At 48.1% G+C, this 15,130-nt stretch carries 19 protein-coding genes; 15 read left to right on the forward strand and 4 right to left on the reverse strand.

The features are described from left to right. Positions 1-37: 37 nt before the first annotated feature. The 3 genes from wtpA to ACNI29_RS15035 all read right to left on the reverse strand — a co-directional run bounded on the left by wtpA (position 38) and on the right by ACNI29_RS15035 (position 2,931). On the reverse strand, positions 38-1,015 hold the full coding sequence (gene wtpA, locus ACNI29_RS15025) for a tungstate ABC transporter substrate-binding protein WtpA (protein WP_419779186.1): 978 nt from the start codon (positions 1,013-1,015) through the stop codon (positions 38-40). Between the two features lie 331 nt (positions 1,016-1,346). Then, complete coding sequence (locus tag ACNI29_RS15030) at positions 1,347-1,568, reverse strand: hypothetical protein (protein WP_419779187.1); 222 nt, start codon at positions 1,566-1,568, stop codon at positions 1,347-1,349. Positions 1,569-2,043: 475 nt separating this feature from the next. Then, entirely contained in the window at positions 2,044-2,931 is an 888-nt protein-coding gene (locus ACNI29_RS15035) for a DMT family transporter (protein WP_419779188.1), read from the reverse strand. A gap of 124 nt (positions 2,932-3,055) precedes the next feature. Here ACNI29_RS15035 and ACNI29_RS15040 point away from each other — a divergent pair, with 124 nt between their 5' ends. Genes ACNI29_RS15040 through ACNI29_RS15070 form a run of 7 tightly spaced genes read left to right on the forward strand, consistent with a single transcriptional unit; the run spans position 3,056 to position 9,292 of the window. Next, positions 3,056-4,663, forward strand: a complete 1,608-nt coding sequence (locus ACNI29_RS15040; RefSeq protein WP_419779189.1) for an MBL fold metallo-hydrolase RNA specificity domain-containing protein — start codon at positions 3,056-3,058, stop codon at positions 4,661-4,663. Positions 4,664-4,666: 3 nt separating this feature from the next. Then, a complete protein-coding gene (gene rsmD, locus ACNI29_RS15045; protein WP_419779190.1) occupies positions 4,667-5,227 on the forward strand; it encodes a 16S rRNA (guanine(966)-N(2))-methyltransferase RsmD in 561 nt (186 codons plus the stop codon). Continuing rightward, complete coding sequence (gene coaD / locus ACNI29_RS15050) at positions 5,215-5,721, forward strand: pantetheine-phosphate adenylyltransferase (RefSeq protein WP_419779191.1); 507 nt, start codon at positions 5,215-5,217, stop codon at positions 5,719-5,721. Before rsmD ends, coaD begins: the two co-directional genes overlap by 13 nt. Further along, positions 5,721-6,647, forward strand: a complete 927-nt coding sequence (gene miaA, locus ACNI29_RS15055; protein ID WP_419779192.1) for a tRNA (adenosine(37)-N6)-dimethylallyltransferase MiaA — start codon at positions 5,721-5,723, stop codon at positions 6,645-6,647. Before coaD ends, miaA begins: the two co-directional genes overlap by 1 nt. Before the next feature lie 44 nt (positions 6,648-6,691). Continuing rightward, positions 6,692-7,732 (forward strand): TP0624 family protein, encoded by a 1,041-nt coding sequence (locus ACNI29_RS15060; protein WP_419779193.1) that lies wholly within the window; start codon positions 6,692-6,694, stop codon positions 7,730-7,732. Positions 7,733-7,753: 21 nt separating this feature from the next. Then, a complete protein-coding gene (locus ACNI29_RS15065) occupies positions 7,754-8,710 on the forward strand; it encodes a hypothetical protein (protein WP_419779194.1) in 957 nt (318 codons plus the stop codon). A gap of 9 nt (positions 8,711-8,719) precedes the next feature. Continuing rightward, complete coding sequence (locus ACNI29_RS15070; RefSeq protein WP_419779195.1) at positions 8,720-9,292, forward strand: CDP-alcohol phosphatidyltransferase family protein; 573 nt, start codon at positions 8,720-8,722, stop codon at positions 9,290-9,292. Positions 9,293-9,368: 76 nt separating this feature from the next. On the opposite strand, the gene ACNI29_RS15075 is transcribed toward ACNI29_RS15070, so the two are convergent. Then, the gene (locus tag ACNI29_RS15075; RefSeq protein WP_419779196.1) at positions 9,369-9,554 is read right to left on the reverse strand and encodes a twin-arginine translocase TatA/TatE family subunit; all 186 of its coding nucleotides are present in this window, start codon (positions 9,552-9,554) and stop codon (positions 9,369-9,371) included. 194 nt (positions 9,555-9,748) lie between these two features. Here ACNI29_RS15075 and ACNI29_RS15080 point away from each other — a divergent pair, with 194 nt between their 5' ends. The 8 genes from ACNI29_RS15080 (at position 9,749) to ilvB (ending at position 15,127) form a co-directional block, all read left to right on the forward strand. Next, positions 9,749-10,117, forward strand: coding sequence for a hypothetical protein (locus ACNI29_RS15080; RefSeq protein ID WP_419779197.1), 369 nt, complete (start codon positions 9,749-9,751; stop codon positions 10,115-10,117). 215 nt (positions 10,118-10,332) lie between these two features. Further along, positions 10,333-11,130, forward strand: a complete 798-nt coding sequence (locus ACNI29_RS15085; RefSeq protein WP_419779198.1) for a hypothetical protein — start codon at positions 10,333-10,335, stop codon at positions 11,128-11,130. A 13-nt stretch (positions 11,131-11,143) separates the two neighbouring features. Further along, entirely contained in the window at positions 11,144-11,854 is a 711-nt protein-coding gene (locus tag ACNI29_RS15090) for an HAD family hydrolase (protein WP_419779199.1), read from the forward strand. Between the two features lie 189 nt (positions 11,855-12,043). After that, positions 12,044-12,334 (forward strand): YggT family protein, encoded by a 291-nt coding sequence (locus ACNI29_RS15095; RefSeq protein ID WP_419779200.1) that lies wholly within the window; start codon positions 12,044-12,046, stop codon positions 12,332-12,334. 15 nt (positions 12,335-12,349) lie between these two features. Further along, entirely contained in the window at positions 12,350-12,853 is a 504-nt protein-coding gene (locus tag ACNI29_RS15100; protein WP_419779201.1) for a DivIVA domain-containing protein, read from the forward strand. After that, complete coding sequence (locus tag ACNI29_RS15105; RefSeq protein ID WP_419779202.1) at positions 12,850-13,170, forward strand: DUF167 domain-containing protein; 321 nt, start codon at positions 12,850-12,852, stop codon at positions 13,168-13,170. The genes ACNI29_RS15100 and ACNI29_RS15105 overlap by 4 nt, the downstream gene beginning before the upstream one ends. A 31-nt stretch (positions 13,171-13,201) precedes the next feature. Further along, positions 13,202-13,420, forward strand: coding sequence for a DUF465 domain-containing protein (locus ACNI29_RS15110; protein WP_419779203.1), 219 nt, complete (start codon positions 13,202-13,204; stop codon positions 13,418-13,420). A 12-nt stretch (positions 13,421-13,432) separates the two neighbouring features. Beyond that, complete coding sequence (ilvB, locus tag ACNI29_RS15115) at positions 13,433-15,127, forward strand: biosynthetic-type acetolactate synthase large subunit (protein WP_419779204.1); 1,695 nt, start codon at positions 13,433-13,435, stop codon at positions 15,125-15,127. Positions 15,128-15,130: the final 3 nt, after the last annotated feature.

Here is a 15,130-nt window from a genome sequence, read left to right on the forward strand (position 1 = left end):
CGGGCAAATACCGGGCTTCCCTTGTATTGAGGTCGGATTATTTTTTTACTTTAACGAGCTTCTGGAGTTCGGCTGGCATTTCTTTGAGCATAGCTTCATCGGGGATGATAGCGGGAACAAAGGGAGGCTGTCCCATTTCTTTCAGGATTTTCAGGCCGCCCTCGGGGGAGAGCATGTAAGCCATGAATGCGGTTGCAGCAGCCTTGTTGGGTGCATCTTTCAACTGGGTGATACCGTAGGTGATTGATTTACCGACGCGTTCGATAGTTGAACCGGGCTTTTTGCCGCTTACGGTCACTTTCGCCTGCTTGTAGAAGTTGTTGTATTTGTAGTCGGAAAGGTTGATGTGTTTATCGAGGGTTACGTATTTCAGACCGTGCTGTACTGCTACGGAGAGATATTCCCAGGCGTAGTCCATGTTTCCGGTCTTGAGCAGGGAGATCAGCTCCACAGATTTGGGGCGGACCCATTCTTTTTTACGCTGGGAGATCAGTTTGTCGTAGAGACCTTTCTGGCCGTAGAATTTTTCTGCAAGTTGCAGGACCATGACGCTGCGGTAACCGCAGGGATCAAGGTTGGGATCGGAATGTCCCCATACCACACCGGGTTTCAAAAGAATTTCGTACCAGTTGTCAGCGTTCACTTCGGAAGCGAACTTGGATTTGTCGGTGTAGCAGAGCACCAGCTGGTTGGAAGCGAAACGGATGTTGAAGTCCGCGAATTTAGGAATCAGGTTCTTATCAATAACAACGTAGTCAGCGGAAGCCATGATGTCAGCGGGCTTACCCACTTCGGAAATCATGCGGGCCATTTTGGTGGAGCCTCCGGCTTCACGCTTGATATCCACTCCGGGATGCATGGCTTCGAATTCTTTTTCCATCTGAGCAAGAGGAACGGAAAGGCTGCCTGCATGGAACATGAGCACATCGCCGCTGAGTTTATCAGCTGCAATTGCCGGAACTGCGGAAACAAGTGAAAGCATAACGAGCATCACTCCTAATGATATTGAACGCATTCTTCTTTCTCCAGGTTTGAATAATTAAGATAAAGGAAATTTAAATAACCGTATATTTTGTAGGGGAATTATTGTCAAACCTGACATATGTCTTTGCGTGCATAATTAAATAGGACGAATTGCGCGGGGGGAAAGACGAAGGTCAGACATAAAAAAAGCAGCATATAGATGCTGCGTGGTATGGACTATTTTTGTCCGCATGTAGAAACACGGGCGCAAAAATGCAGGTTTGTCTTCATTGCATGACCTGAATTTTTGCGCCGTCCTTTGTCTCTAATGCCGTTTAAAGATACGAGTTTGTGGGTAACGGCTTTGGCTTTTTACGTTTTTTTTATTGGGGGATCTGTTCAGTTTTATTCGCGGATGTGAGTTTATCGTCATTGCAGAGTTTGACACGGTTATAGAACAGGTCTTCCGGTCCGGCCTTGCTGAAGAGTTCCTGCAGCAGAACATTCAGGAACATGCTTTTGCTGATCCCCAGATTGGTGCAGGCTTCTTCAATCTTTTCATTAATTTCATGATTAAGGTACACATCGGAAAGTCGTGTATGCATAATTTCCTCCTTGTGATATTTTAATTGTTTGATGTTTGTATTGAGTTTCAATTCAATGTTTCTTTGGCTACCTCTATTTAAAACATAATACGGAAAAGCAGTTATGTATAGTAGGTTGCACGTTTTTAACCGTTCTGTCGTTAATTCTTAAACTTTAGATTTGGATATAGACTGAACGGATGTGCAGTTTGTGAACTTGTGCATTGCACATATGTGCAAAAATAATGTGCAAACACATGTGCACTTTATGCTGTGAAAAGTATTAAAAAATATAAGTTGCTAAAATAAAAGAATAAAAAATTTTGGCACGCTAGATGCTAAGTAGAAAAGCAAGACGGGCGAAGAAATTGTTCCCCTGCAAAATCTTCAACAAGACCCGAATACATATATAGTCTTCATTCCTCATCATCACTCCTTTAAGTACAAAAAGGACCGGGACACCTCCAGCCCGGTCCTTTTGTATTTTGGGAGTTTTTTAATTTTTTTTGCCCAACTGCTGGATGACATTCCCCCCGACGATGAAGAGCAGCCCTACCAATGTGGAGGGCAGGATCTCTTCTCCGAGGATGAAATGAATCAGGATCAGCGAGAGGAAAGGGGACAGGAATATCAGATTGCTGACCCTGGAAGCCTTTTCTGTCAGTTTCAGGGCATTCAGCCAGAGGGCGAAGGTAATACCCATTTCAAAAAGTCCGACATATGCGGCGGAAAGGATAGCCGGAATTGCAATCGGCGGAGGACCGGAAAAGATCAGCATCGCAATTGTAACAAAAGGCAGTCCGAAGCAGAAATTCAGGAACAGGCCCACCAGCGGATCGGTTTTACTTTTTGCATTGATGATCCAGTACAGAGACCAGAGTATAGTGCTGAACAGGGCCAGAAATACTCCGTAACCATTGCTGAATTTGATGTTGAGCAGATCGCCGTGGGTGGAAATGACCACCACGCCCATGTAGCTGGTCAGGATTGCCAGTAGTTCCCGTTTGGTCATTTTTTGACCCAGCAGGGGGATGGAAAGCAGGGATAATGTTATGGCCCAGGTGTAGTTCAAGGGCTGTGCCTCCTGTGCCGGGAGCAGGTCGTAGGCTTTGAAAAGCACAATATAATATAGAAAGGGATTAAGTAGGCCGGGCAGTCCGCATTTGAGCAGATCTTTTTTACTCATTTGCTTTATCTGTCCGGTTTTATTTTGTATCTTTAAAATGGTGAAGAGTGCTAAACCGGAGAAAATGACGGCATAGAAAAGTAGCTGCAGGGGGTCCATGTAGCCGAGAGCAATTTTGAATGCCGAAGCCACTGTGGACCAGATTAGTACGGCGGAAAGGCCGTAGACATATGCTTTTTTCTGATTATGCTGTTGCAATTTCTAACCGCTCCGCTGTTGCTTGAATTCCGATATTGGTGCATGTAACTATGCATTCGAATTATCAAAAAAAGCATCACTAGCATAGTCTGAAAAGATTTCTGGTTAAGATACGGGAGGATTAATGAAGATTACTTTCATGGGGGCCGCGAAAACTGTTACAGGTTCCTGCTACATAATTGAGACTGATAATGCCCGTTTTGCCGTTGATTGCGGGCTGCATCAGGGTAACGCTGAGATTGAGAAACGTAACCGCGGTATCATGGATTACTATCCAAAAAAGCTGGACTTTATTCTAATCACCCATGCCCATATCGATCATACCGGACTGCTGCCAGCTGCAGTACGGGCCGGATTCAACGGGCCTATCTACATGACCACTCCCACCCGTGATCTACTTGATATCATGCTTCTGGACAGTGCCTACATTCAGGAAATGGAAGCCGAATGGAGCAACCGTAAAAGATTGCGTAAAGGCATGCCCCCCATCAAGCCGATTTATGAGCAGGAAGATGCTCTGAAAACAGTTCCTCTCATGCGGACCGTTCAGTACGGGGCCAGCTTTGAGCCTGTGGAAGGGGTTACAGTAAACTTTAAGGATGCCGGACATATTCTTGGTTCCGCATTTATTGAGCTGTGGGTCAAAGAAGGGGGAGAAACCACTAAGATTGTTTTTTCAGGGGACCTCGGACACAAAGACCAGCTTATCGTCCGCAACCCAAGCATTATCGAGAAGGCAGATTATCTGCTCATGGAATCCACCTACGGTGACCGCAACCACAAAGATTCCTCCAACAGTCTTGATGAACTTGCCGATGCGATTTCTTGGAGTTATGAGCGTGGCGGCAAGGTGGTTATCCCGGCTTTTGCCGTGGAGCGTTCTCAGCAGCTGATTTATACTCTACACTTACTTTATAAGGACGGTAAGCTCCCGGAAGACATGCCTGTTTATCTGGATAGCCCGCTTGCTATCAAGGCTACTGAAATTTTCAGGAACCATCCGGAATTTTTCGATCTTGATACCAAGGAACTTATGTATAACGGGGATGATCCGCTGTCCCTGCCCAACCTGAAGTTTACCCTGACTACCGAAGAATCTCAGGCCATCAATAATACAGAAGGTCCGGCGATTGTTATTTCCGCAAGCGGCATGGCAAACGCAGGTCGCATCAAACACCATCTGCGTCATAACATCTGGCGCAAGGATTCCAGCGTGGTTTTTGTGGGTTATCAGGGCGTGGGTACTCCGGGCCGTAGACTGGTCAACGGCACGGACAATATTACAATTTTCGGCGAAAAATTGAATGTAGAGGCGAAAATCTTCACAATTAACGGATTTTCAGGCCATGCAGGGCAGGCTGAGATGCTTGACTGGCTGAAACACTTTGACAGTCCGGCCATGAAAGTCATATTGACCCACGGCGAACCTAAAGGGCAAAAAGTGTTGGCCGGACTCATTAAACAGCAGCTCGGCTACAAGGTTCACATTGCCGATTACCGGGAAGAGCTGATGCTGGTTCCCGGCGGAGAAATCCAGCCCGTTGTTAAATCCAAGCCTGCTACGCCGGAAATCGATTGGGATTTTCTGCTTCAGGATTCTGAAAATCTTTACACCGAATTCAGAAGCAGACTGGATAAAGTCAAGGCACAGCCTTTCCTCAGCCAGACAGAGTTAAGGGACAGGTTGCTTGAAATCAACCGTCAGGTTGTGGAACTTATTTCGGAATTATAAAATATGAGACTTATCAGCGGTAAATACGGGGGCCGGGTGATTAAAACCGCCAGCGGTCCCGGGTATCGTCCGGCAACATCCAAGGTCCGGCAGGCGATTTTTTCCATGCTCGAATCAAGGGGAGTGGACTGGGACGGCCTAAGGGTGGCGGATATGTTTGCCGGTAGCGGCAGCCTAGCCATTGAGGCTTTGAGCCGGGGGGCGGAATTTGCTCTCTTCGTGGAAAAAAATGGGCGCGCCGCGAATTTGATTAATACTAATCTCAAGGATCTGGGTGCATCTTCTAAAGAGTATAAGGTCTTTAAAACCGACCTGTTTAAAGTACTCGGGAAAAGCCCGGACAAACCTTACGACCTTATTTTCATCGACCCTCCTTACGGTTATGACCTGTTGCCCAAGGCCCTTGATGCAGCTCTTGAAAACGGCTGGCTTTCCGAGGACGGGTTTGTGCTGGCGGAAGTTGAGGACAAGGTTGAGCCTCCAGAATCGGAACAGGTGGACAGCCTCGACCTGCTGGTAAACAAACTATATGGTCAGACAAGGATATTATTATGGCAGAAGTAAAGCCCGTTACAGCAGTCTTTCCCGGAACTTTTGATCCCTTCACCCGTGGCCATTTTTCTTTGGTCATGCGTGGGATCAAGACATTTAATAAAGTTATTGTAGCCGTGGCCGGTAGTACTTCCAAGAACTGTAAGTTCTCCCTCGAAGAGAGGGTGGATATGGCTGAGCGGATTTTCGAACATCATCCGCAGGTGGAAGTGGATTCTTTTGACGGTCTGCTGGTGCATTATGTGGAAAAAAGTCCGGCCAACGTTATTATGCGTGGTCTGCGCGCGGTTTCCGATTTTGAGTATGAATTCCAGATGGCACTCATGAACCGCCGTCTTGATAACGATATTCAGACAGTCTTTCTGATGACTGACTACAAATGGATGTATCTCAGTTCTTCTATTATCAAAGATGTTGCTGTGAATGGCGGGGATATCAAAGGTCTTGTGCCGCGCCAGATTTATGATGAAGTCATCGAACGGCTCGTTCCTGCGGAAAAGAGATAATGGAAAAGCGTAGACCAGTTGTATGCATCCTCGGTCCTACCGGGGCCGGTAAAACCGCTACCGCACTAGGCATGGCCCGGAAGTTTCCGGTACGGGTAATTAATTTTGATTCGCGGCAGGTCTACGCTGATTTTCCGGTTATTACTGCTCAGCCAAGTCCGGAGGAACGGTCCGTATGTCCTCATGAATTGTACGGATTTCTGCCAACCACCGAGACCATTAATGCCGCCGGATTTGTTGATCTGGCCAAAGAACGCATTGATGCAGCGGATGATAAAGAAATCCCGGTTCTGGTGGGTGGAACGGGCATGTATCTGCAAAGCCTGACATCCGGGCTTGCGCCCATTCCCGATATCCCGGATGACATCCGCGAACGTATCCGCAAACGTGCTGAAGAAGAGGGCGGTCCGGCTCTATATGCCGAACTGGAGAGAGTTGACCCGGAGTACTGCAAACGTACCCATCCCAACAACCGCCAGCGTAACGCACGGGCTCTTGAAGTATACGAAGCAACCGGGAAGCCGTTTACTTGGTGGCATAACCGTGAAGTACCGCCGTCCCCATATGATTTTCTTAAACTCGGTATCAAGGTTGATCTTGATGAGTTGACCCCGCTGCTCAAGCTGCGTATCGAAAAGATGCTTGAGTCCGGGGCCATTGATGAAGCACGCAGGGCGTGGGAAATCTGCCCGGATGAAAACGCTCCCGGCTGGACCGGAATCGGCTGTATCGAGCTGATGCATTTTATTCAAGGCGAAGTCGATATGGAAGAAACTGTCCGGCTCTGGGCCAAGAATACCAGGGCTTATGCAAAACGGCAGCTGACATGGTTCAAGCGCGAGCATGATATTCACTGGTTTACGCCGGGTGAACATGACAAGGCGGTGAAATTTGTAGAGCAGTGGCTTGCAGATAGGGACGGGTAAAGGTAAGAAGTTCCAGAACAGATAAAAGTTAATATGGAATACCTATGAAAAAAAATATAATTTTCACTCTGCTTATCATGCTGGCGGCTTCTTTAGCGCATGCACAGGAACAGGCTGTTGCGAACGGGAACGGCTTCGGCGGTCTGATTGAAAAGTCTAATGGCTCCATGGTCAACTGGGCTGACGGTTTTATTTCGGCTTCATCTGAAATAAAGCTGTTGCCGGACAGCATTGACCCGGTTCGCAGCAAGGCTCTTGCAGTGCGTCAGGGAGGAGTTGAATCCCGTAAGGCTCTGCTTGACGTCGTACTCGGTCTGTCCGTTGATGGTAAGAGCAAAGTTTCCGCTTTGTTGAAGGATGACCTCAAGTCTTTGAACCTGCTGCGCGGCTATGTGCAGAACTCTCTGTTCAGTACCGCTATGACTAACGGGACCGTGAGCGTGACTTCTTCCCTGAATCTGCGCAACGGGCTTTCCTCGATAATTATTCCACCGACTATTTCTTTTCAGACCGGTATCCCGCCGACCATTTCCGGTGAGCGTGGTGAAGCCGGGGTTGAATTGCAGGCCCTGGAAAGCGGTGAAAACGGATTTGCAGACAGCACCGCGTACAGCGGTATAGTTATTGATGGGAGAGGGCTGCCCTTTACGCCTGTTTTGCTTCCGCTTATTTATGACGGTAAAGGTGTAGGGGTTTACGGTACTTTCGCGGTCAGCAGAGAGTCGGTGGTAAAGCGCGGTCTTGTGGCCTACATGGTCGACTCTAAATCAGAGAATCTGCGTGCGCGGGTCGGTAACTTCCCTTTGACAGTCAAGGCTGTGAATAGCCAAGGTCCGTCACGAAGCAATTTTATTCTTTCCATTGATGATGCTGTAAAAGTCAGGGCCGTGCTGAAGCGCAGGACTGTGATTGAGAATTGTGCGGTAGTGGTTCTGGTTGATGGTCCTTTGGCGAAAACTGAAGCAGAAGGGGACATAGAATCCTTAACACCTGAGCAGCAGCCGGAGACAGCCGTTGAAAGTGAAAGCGGGATACAGGAAGACTCTCTTGATGAAACACCCAAAGTTGATAATCAGCAGCGTTAATTTAGAGACCGGAGCTATAAATTGAAATTTTCATGTCAGATAAAATATTTTGTTGTTGCGGCCTGTGTTGCTGTTCTGCTTGGCGCTGCACTCCCCGCTCATGCGGTGAAGGTTCAGATCTTTAAGTCTGTTGATCCTAAAAAAGAAGTTCCGCAACGTGTTCTGCGTGAGAAGGCAGTGAAAGAAGCTTTTGCGCAGGCTCTTTTTTCCGAGGCCTCTCGCATGATTCCCGGTACTCTTTCCGCTGCAAGGACCGAGGCTGTGAAGGATTCCTTCGGCAGGCACTATGAAGAGTATATCGCCGGTTATAAGGATATGAATGTCCAGATGGCTGAAGACGGCATTTCTGTTGCCGTTGACGTCAACGTGAACCGTAAGACCCTGCGTGTCGCACTGAAGGAAATGGGCTTGTTCTCCAGTGGAGAAGTTTTGACCCGTGTCAGTGTCGATAATGGCAAGTATGCTCTGAATGAGACTCGCCAGCTGGAGCAGAATGCTGAAATTGACAGTCTGATTACTTTGTATGGTTTGAGCAACGCTACTGACGCTGTCACTCAGAACGTGGCTATGTTCTCCGTTCGTCATGCTTCCAACAAACGCTGGTCCGGTGAATTGCAATCTGTCCGCGGTAAATGGTTTGGCTCCGGTGCCAGCATGGAAAGTGTCTGGCGCGAACTCTGGGGCAAATATTTCGGTTCTGAGAATATTGAGGCTTTCACCAACCCTAAAGCTGTACTGGTCGTCAGCGGCTGGTTCAATCCCGAAGGTGTCCGTGAGTTCGGGCGCAAGCTGAAAGCATGGGATTCCGCTGTGCAGGAAGTGAAACTTCTCGATGTTGAAATGCAGCCTACGGCAGTATCCGCCAGCTGGTCGCTTGAAATTTCGGACCAGTGGGTGCTCCGTGGATATCTTAATGATTACCTTCCTCCCCGCGGGCTGACTTTCAGTCTGGAGGGACTCGGGGAGGCAAAAGAATAGGGACGGATAGTGACGGACGGTAGAATCTGGACCATACCCAACCTGATTACGATCTTCAGGATATTGCTGACGCCGGGTTTTGTGATTGCATACCTTGACGGTAATTTTCTGACGGCTTGGTTGTTGTTTATGGTTGCCGGAGTCTCCGACGGGCTGGATGGTTTTCTGGCCCGCGTAATGAAGCAGCGTACTGAATTCGGGGCCATGATTGACCCTCTTGCTGACAAAATATTGCTTGTTACTTCATTTATCTGTCTTTCCGCACAAGATTTTATTCCGGTCTGGCTGACCGTACTGGCTGTTTCCCGTGATCTGATAATTGTGGGCGGGTTGTCTTTGCTGAAATTCTATGGAGTGGAAGTGGAGAAAAAGATTGTCCCGCTTTGGTCCAGCAAGATAACCACTGCCTTGCAACTTCTGGTTGTCTTTGTGGTCCTGACCGGACTGGCTTTTGAGCTGGATGTAAGTTTTGTGCATCCACAGCTGGAAATTGTGACTGCAATCTTTACTTTTATTTCAGGTGCAATCTATCTTCGCCGGGGGATGGCTATGTTCGATGAAGAAGTGGGGAATAAGGTATAATAAAACCCCGGCTCGCAGGGCAAACCGGGGTTCTGCAGCCAGTAGCTGCAAAAAAAATCGAGCTAACAGTAGAAGCTTATGCCTCTTTGTTCTTGTCTTTTGACGGAGTTACGTCAATTTCTTCAGACTCACTGCTTGCCTTTTTAAAATTCTGAATTGCACGGCCCAGTCCGCTACCCACTTCGGGAAGCTTTTTAGCTCCGAAAATCAGGATGATAATACCTAAAATTAAAAGAATTTCTGTGATTCCTAAACCGAACATTTTAATCCTCCAATGCTAGACGGTAAGGAACTTTTACACGGGCCTCGCTCTTTGGTCAAGAATGTCTTCTTATCTCGGAACGACACGGAAAATTTATATTTTTGACCTTTACAAAAAAGCGATCGATACATACTTCAAGCTTTGAATGTTTAACGTTTTCAGAATGCAGACCGGGTGTCTCCCGGAGGATTATTTTGGCAAAAGTTACTAAATTACCGGGGCGCATGTGCCGGTTCTATAAAAATGGAAGGTGTCTCTATGAAGAGATGCTTAATCCCGGATACAATCGGGAGTGGCGCTGCCGGGTCCTTAAGGAACTGGAAGGAGAGTATGATAAGCTTCTGTTGCAGGCCGATAATTTCCATTTGGATGAACAGGCTTTTCGTGATCTCTGGGAGCGAAGGATAGAAGAACACTTGAAATCGACCGTGGTGTGTCGCAAGATGGTTCCGCGAGAAGAGGAAGGTTTTCCTTTTTGCGGAGCATTGCACGAGGAGATATGTCTTTTTGAGCAGGTTAAATGCGAAGGCGTGTGTAGTCTCTTCAAGCCGCGCAAGGAATAAACTTTACTAGAAATATGCAAAATGCTGCCGGTGTTGGAAGCTCCCTGCTTAACAGATAGGGACTCTAAAGGGGCTTAGCTGCTCTGCTTTCTATATCCCTAAAATTTGAAGCAAAGCTTCTCGTCTAAGGGTTATGGGCTTTTGGGCGCCGGAGGCGAGATATTATCATTTATAGTGCGAAGCGCATTATCTAATACATCAAAAGGAGTCGGACCATGTTGATATATTTTCCGCAAATGCATGAAGAGTTGATCGGGGAAAAAGTTGAGGGTGCATCGCTTTTTGATCCGGGTATCGACCGGGAAGCGACTGGTGATGTCCTTGTTTACCGCCCGGAAGAACTGCCTGTTGAGCCGCAGACCTGCCGTCGCATGGTTGACGATTTCGTCAGCTATGGTGAGAGTCTTGGCGAGATGTTCAAATTCATCGCCAACCCTCAGCCTTATGACCGGGACCAGTTCGGTGAAAGAACTTCCGCAATCCACAATGAACTTGCTGCGCGTATTTCTCCTAGTGTTGAAGATAAGAGTGAAGAAGAAGCACGCATCCAGAATCAGGTCGTGTTGGCTCTCTGTTATGCTTACGAAGAAAAGCATCTGGAACTTGATTCTCTTGAGCAGAACTTGACTGATAAATGGGCCGGGTTTGGCGAAAGCCTCGGTCTTGATGTCGATGATGAAGATGATCGCAAGGCCATGGCTCTTGGTGGATTGATGGCTAATCTGCCCGGTATGGGCGGTGGCGATATCCTGCTGCCTTGGCAAAAAGTGCTGGAAGGCTTTGCATTGTTGCTGCCGGAAAATTCCGTGCTGGTGACTTCCGATGTTGAAGCGGTTTCTTTTTGGCGTGACCGGGATTTTGAATTTTATGAAAAGGAAGGACTGCTGGCGAATAAGGCACTGGTTCTGCGTGAGAAAGCGTGGAAATTGCTGGGGCTTTCTTCTGTTCCAGAGGACAAGCAATGGCTTGAGCGGGAATTTACCGTAGTTCTTAATGTAACAGAAGACGCTTAAGGAGCGAATGAATATGGAATCCATACATGTCAGCCCTGTAACCCCGCCAGAGGTCGTTAAAGAGATTAAAGGCGTAATTTTTGATTGTGACGGGGTGTTGATTAACTCGTTTGAAGCCAATAAGTGGTATTACAACAGGTTTAAAGAAAAATTTGGCCTCAACCCTATGGATGCCGAGGAAGAAAAGCAGGTGCACGCGCTTACTCATGTCGAAGCCCTGAAGCACATCCTTCCTGAAGAGTTCCACGAAGAAGCCTTCGTTTACAGTAAGGACCATTCCCACAAGGAAGGCATTAAATATATTGAGGTTGAGGAAGGTCTTTCCCGTCTGCTGGAATGGTTGCGAACCAACAATATCCGCATGGGAATCAACACCAACCGTACTGATACCCTGCCAACTGTTCTGCAGATGTTTGATATTGAGGGTTTTTTCTCACCCATGGTCACCTCCCAGACTCTGCCGAATAGTAAGCCGCACCCGGAAGGCGTGCACTACATTTTGCAGAAGTGGGGCATGAAGCCCGAGGACGTCGTCTACATTGGTGATACCTGGGTGGACGAGAGTTGCGCCGAAAGGGCAGGGGTTGAGTTTTGGGCCTACCGCAGTCCGATTCTTAATGCCCGTTTGCATGTGGACAGCTACTGGACTCTCTGCAATCTGCTGGAAAAGGCTCGAAATAACGTTTGGTCCAGTTGTGGTTGCGGTCAGCAAAAGTTTATTTAATTCAGTGTTAAAGGTTGTTAGGGTGCTTTAGGTGTTGATTTTTAGCACTCTTTTAGTGACCTGTGTACTTATATTCAATAGAATTAATTTTAATTTGGAAAAACAGTTGATTCTTGAATCCTGCTGTGCCAATTTATAGTCAAGATCGGAAGCGGCTGCTTCTGATTCAGCCCGTTAGGAGTATGTTAAATGGATTACGTGATTCTTGCCGTGGCGAAGGTCCTTTCGCTCGTACTTAATCTTTATATGTGGGTGGTTATCATTTCCGCCCTGATTACTTGGGTCAATCCTGATCCCTACAATCCCATTGTCAGATTTCTGCGCACCGTGACAGAGCCTGTTTTCGCCAAAGTGCGTCAGTTTCTCCCATTTGTGAATATCGGTGGATTTGATCTTTCCCCCATTGTTGTTCTTCTGGCTATCCAGATGATCGACATTGCTCTGGTGGGCAACCTCACCAGACTTGCTTATGGTATGTAAGTGCCGGAGGTGGGTATGAGTCTTTCAAAAATAGACTTGCTTAATAAGAAGTTCTCAAAATCCCTATTTGGGTATTCCAAAAGTGAAGTGGACCAGCTTATGGTCGAGCTTGCTGATGTTTTGGGTGCTTCTGCCGATGAAAAGAAGCAGCTTCAGAAAAGAGTTTCCCGCCGGGAAAGTACTATCGCGGAATTTCGTCAGCGTGAAGAAACACTGCGCGATACCCTGATGACTACCCAGCGCATGGTGGACGACCTAAAGGCCACCGCCAGAAAGGAAGCCGAAGTTATCATCAATGAAGCTCATTCCAGAGCCGAGGTGATCCTGCAGCAGGCCCACAACAGGCTGGCTCAGATTCATGAAGACATTAATGAACTGAAGCGGCAGAGAACCCGGTTTGAAGTCGAGCTGAAAGCTCTGTTAGAATCCCATCTTAAAACTTTGGAGATCGGTGATCCCGAAGTTGAGAAGGTTGAAGCCATCGAATCCAAACTTAAATTCTTCAAGAAGGCCAAGTGACCGAAGTTATAACTGAACTCCCAGCTTACATCAGACCCTGCGGACAAGGTTCGTGGAGGGTCTCTGTTTGGGTGCAGCCCGGCGCTAGGAATGAGGGCGTTACCGGGGAGTATCAGGACAGCGTGCGCGTGCGCATAAACGCGCCTGCTGTGGATAACAAGGCCAATAAGGCTCTTGCCTCTTTTGTCGCGACCCGTCTGGGTCTTAAAAAACGCAATATTTCCATTGCATCAGGACATTCCAACCGTAAAAAGGTTTTACTGGTGGAGTCCGATGTTGAACCGCGTTGGGAAGGGATAATCCCTGCCAGCGCCTGAGTTGCAAACCAATTGCAAAAAGGAGTTTCAAATGGAACAGAGAGAGATTGAACTGATCGAGCAGCTAGTGGGCCAGGACAGTGAAATTAACGCCCTATGGGACCAGCACAACGAATTCAAGAAACTCATTGATAAAATGGAAGCCAAGTCCTACCTGAGTGAAACTGAAACTCAGGAGGTCAAAGAATTAAAGAAGAAAAAACTTGCTGGAAAGACAAAGCTGCAGGCTTTGCTCGACAAGCACAAATAAGGGAGGGTAGCCATGGAGCTCACCGGAGCTCAGATATTTCTTGAATGTCTGAAAAAGGAGGGTGTGGACGTCGTATTCGGATTCCCTGGAGGAGCCGTAATTGATATATACGACGAATTGCCCAATTATCCGTTCAAGCACATACTTGTTAGGCACGAACAGGGTGCAATCCATGCCGCGGACGGCTATGCACGCGCCACCGGCGATGTAGGGGTCTGCCTCGTGACATCCGGTCCCGGAGCAACCAACACTGTTACCGGCATAGCAACGGCGTACATGGATTCGATCCCGGTGGTTATTTTCACCGGACAGGTTCCCACGCCGCTGATCGGGAACGACGCGTTCCAGGAAGTGGATATCGTTGGAATCACCCGGCCCTGTACGAAGCATAATTATCTGGTTAAGGATATCAAAGACCTTGCCTATACTGTCCGTCAGGCCTTTTATCTGGCCCGCACCGGACGTCCCGGCCCGGTTCTTGTTGACCTGCCCAAGGACATTATGCAGCAGAAATTCGAGTTCGAATGGCCTGAAGATGTGTCGCTTAGAAGCTATAGCCCGAATCTGAAACCGCATGCGCGGCAGATTAAAAAAGTCGCAAAATTGATCGAAGGTGCAGAAAGGCCCTTGATTTATGCAGGCGGAGGGGTTATCAGCTCTGGAGCTGAGGATGAATTGACATGGCTCGCCAAGAGCCTGAACATTCCGGTGACCGCTACCCTTATGGGGCTGGGCGCCTTTCCCGGAGAAGATCCCCTCTGGTTGGGGATGTTGGGAATGCACGGCACCTATGCCGCAAACATGGCAATAAATAATGCGGACCTCGTCCTGGCAATCGGGGCGAGGTTCGATGACCGTGTGACCGGTAAGGTCAGCACATTCGCCCCCAAAGCCACTCTTGTTCACATCGATATTGACCCCACCTCAATTCAGAAGAACGTAGCCGTACACGTGCCGCTTGTAGCTGACTGCAAGAGCGCATTGTCTGCATTAAAGAGTGAAATGGAACCGAATCTTGATTCCGTGGACTGGGAAGTTGCCCACGCCGTATGGGTCAGGCAGGTTCAGGAATGGTCGGAAACTCATCCTTTACGCTATAAAAAGAGCGACAACGAATATATCAAGCCCCAGCGAGTCGTGGAAAAAGTCTACGAGATCAGCAACGGGGAAGCAATTGTCGCCACCGAAGTGGGCCAGAACCAGATGTGGGCCGCCCAGTTCTACAAGTTTAAACGCTCCAAATCATTTCTTTCATCAGGTGGTCTCGGCACCATGGGCTTCGGTTTTCCCGCAGCTATCGGTGCACAGATGGCCTTCCCCGACAAACTTGTTGTGAATATCGCCGGTGACGGTTCTATTCAGATGAATATTCAGGAAATGATGACTGCTGTCTGCAACAACCTTCCCGTAAAAATTGTTATTTTGAATAACGGCTATCTCGGAATGGTCCGCCAGTGGCAGGAGCTTTTTTACGATCGCAACTACTGTGAAACCTGCATGGATGCCCAGCCGGACTTCGTTAAACTTGCCGAAGCATACGGAGCTGTCGGGTACAGGGTTACTGAAGAAAAAGACCTCGAACCGGTGCTTAAAGAAGCTTTCTCCAATGGAAAGCCGACCATCATCGATGTCCGTGTAGATCCGGAAGAGAACGTGTATCCCATGGTCCCTGCCGGCGCTTCATTAACCGACATGCTGCTCGTTTAGGAG

Origin of the sequence: Maridesulfovibrio spiralis (SeqCode) (assembly GCF_048571135.1) — a bacterium.
GTDB lineage: Bacteria > Desulfobacterota > Desulfovibrionia > Desulfovibrionales > Desulfovibrionaceae > Maridesulfovibrio > Maridesulfovibrio spiralis.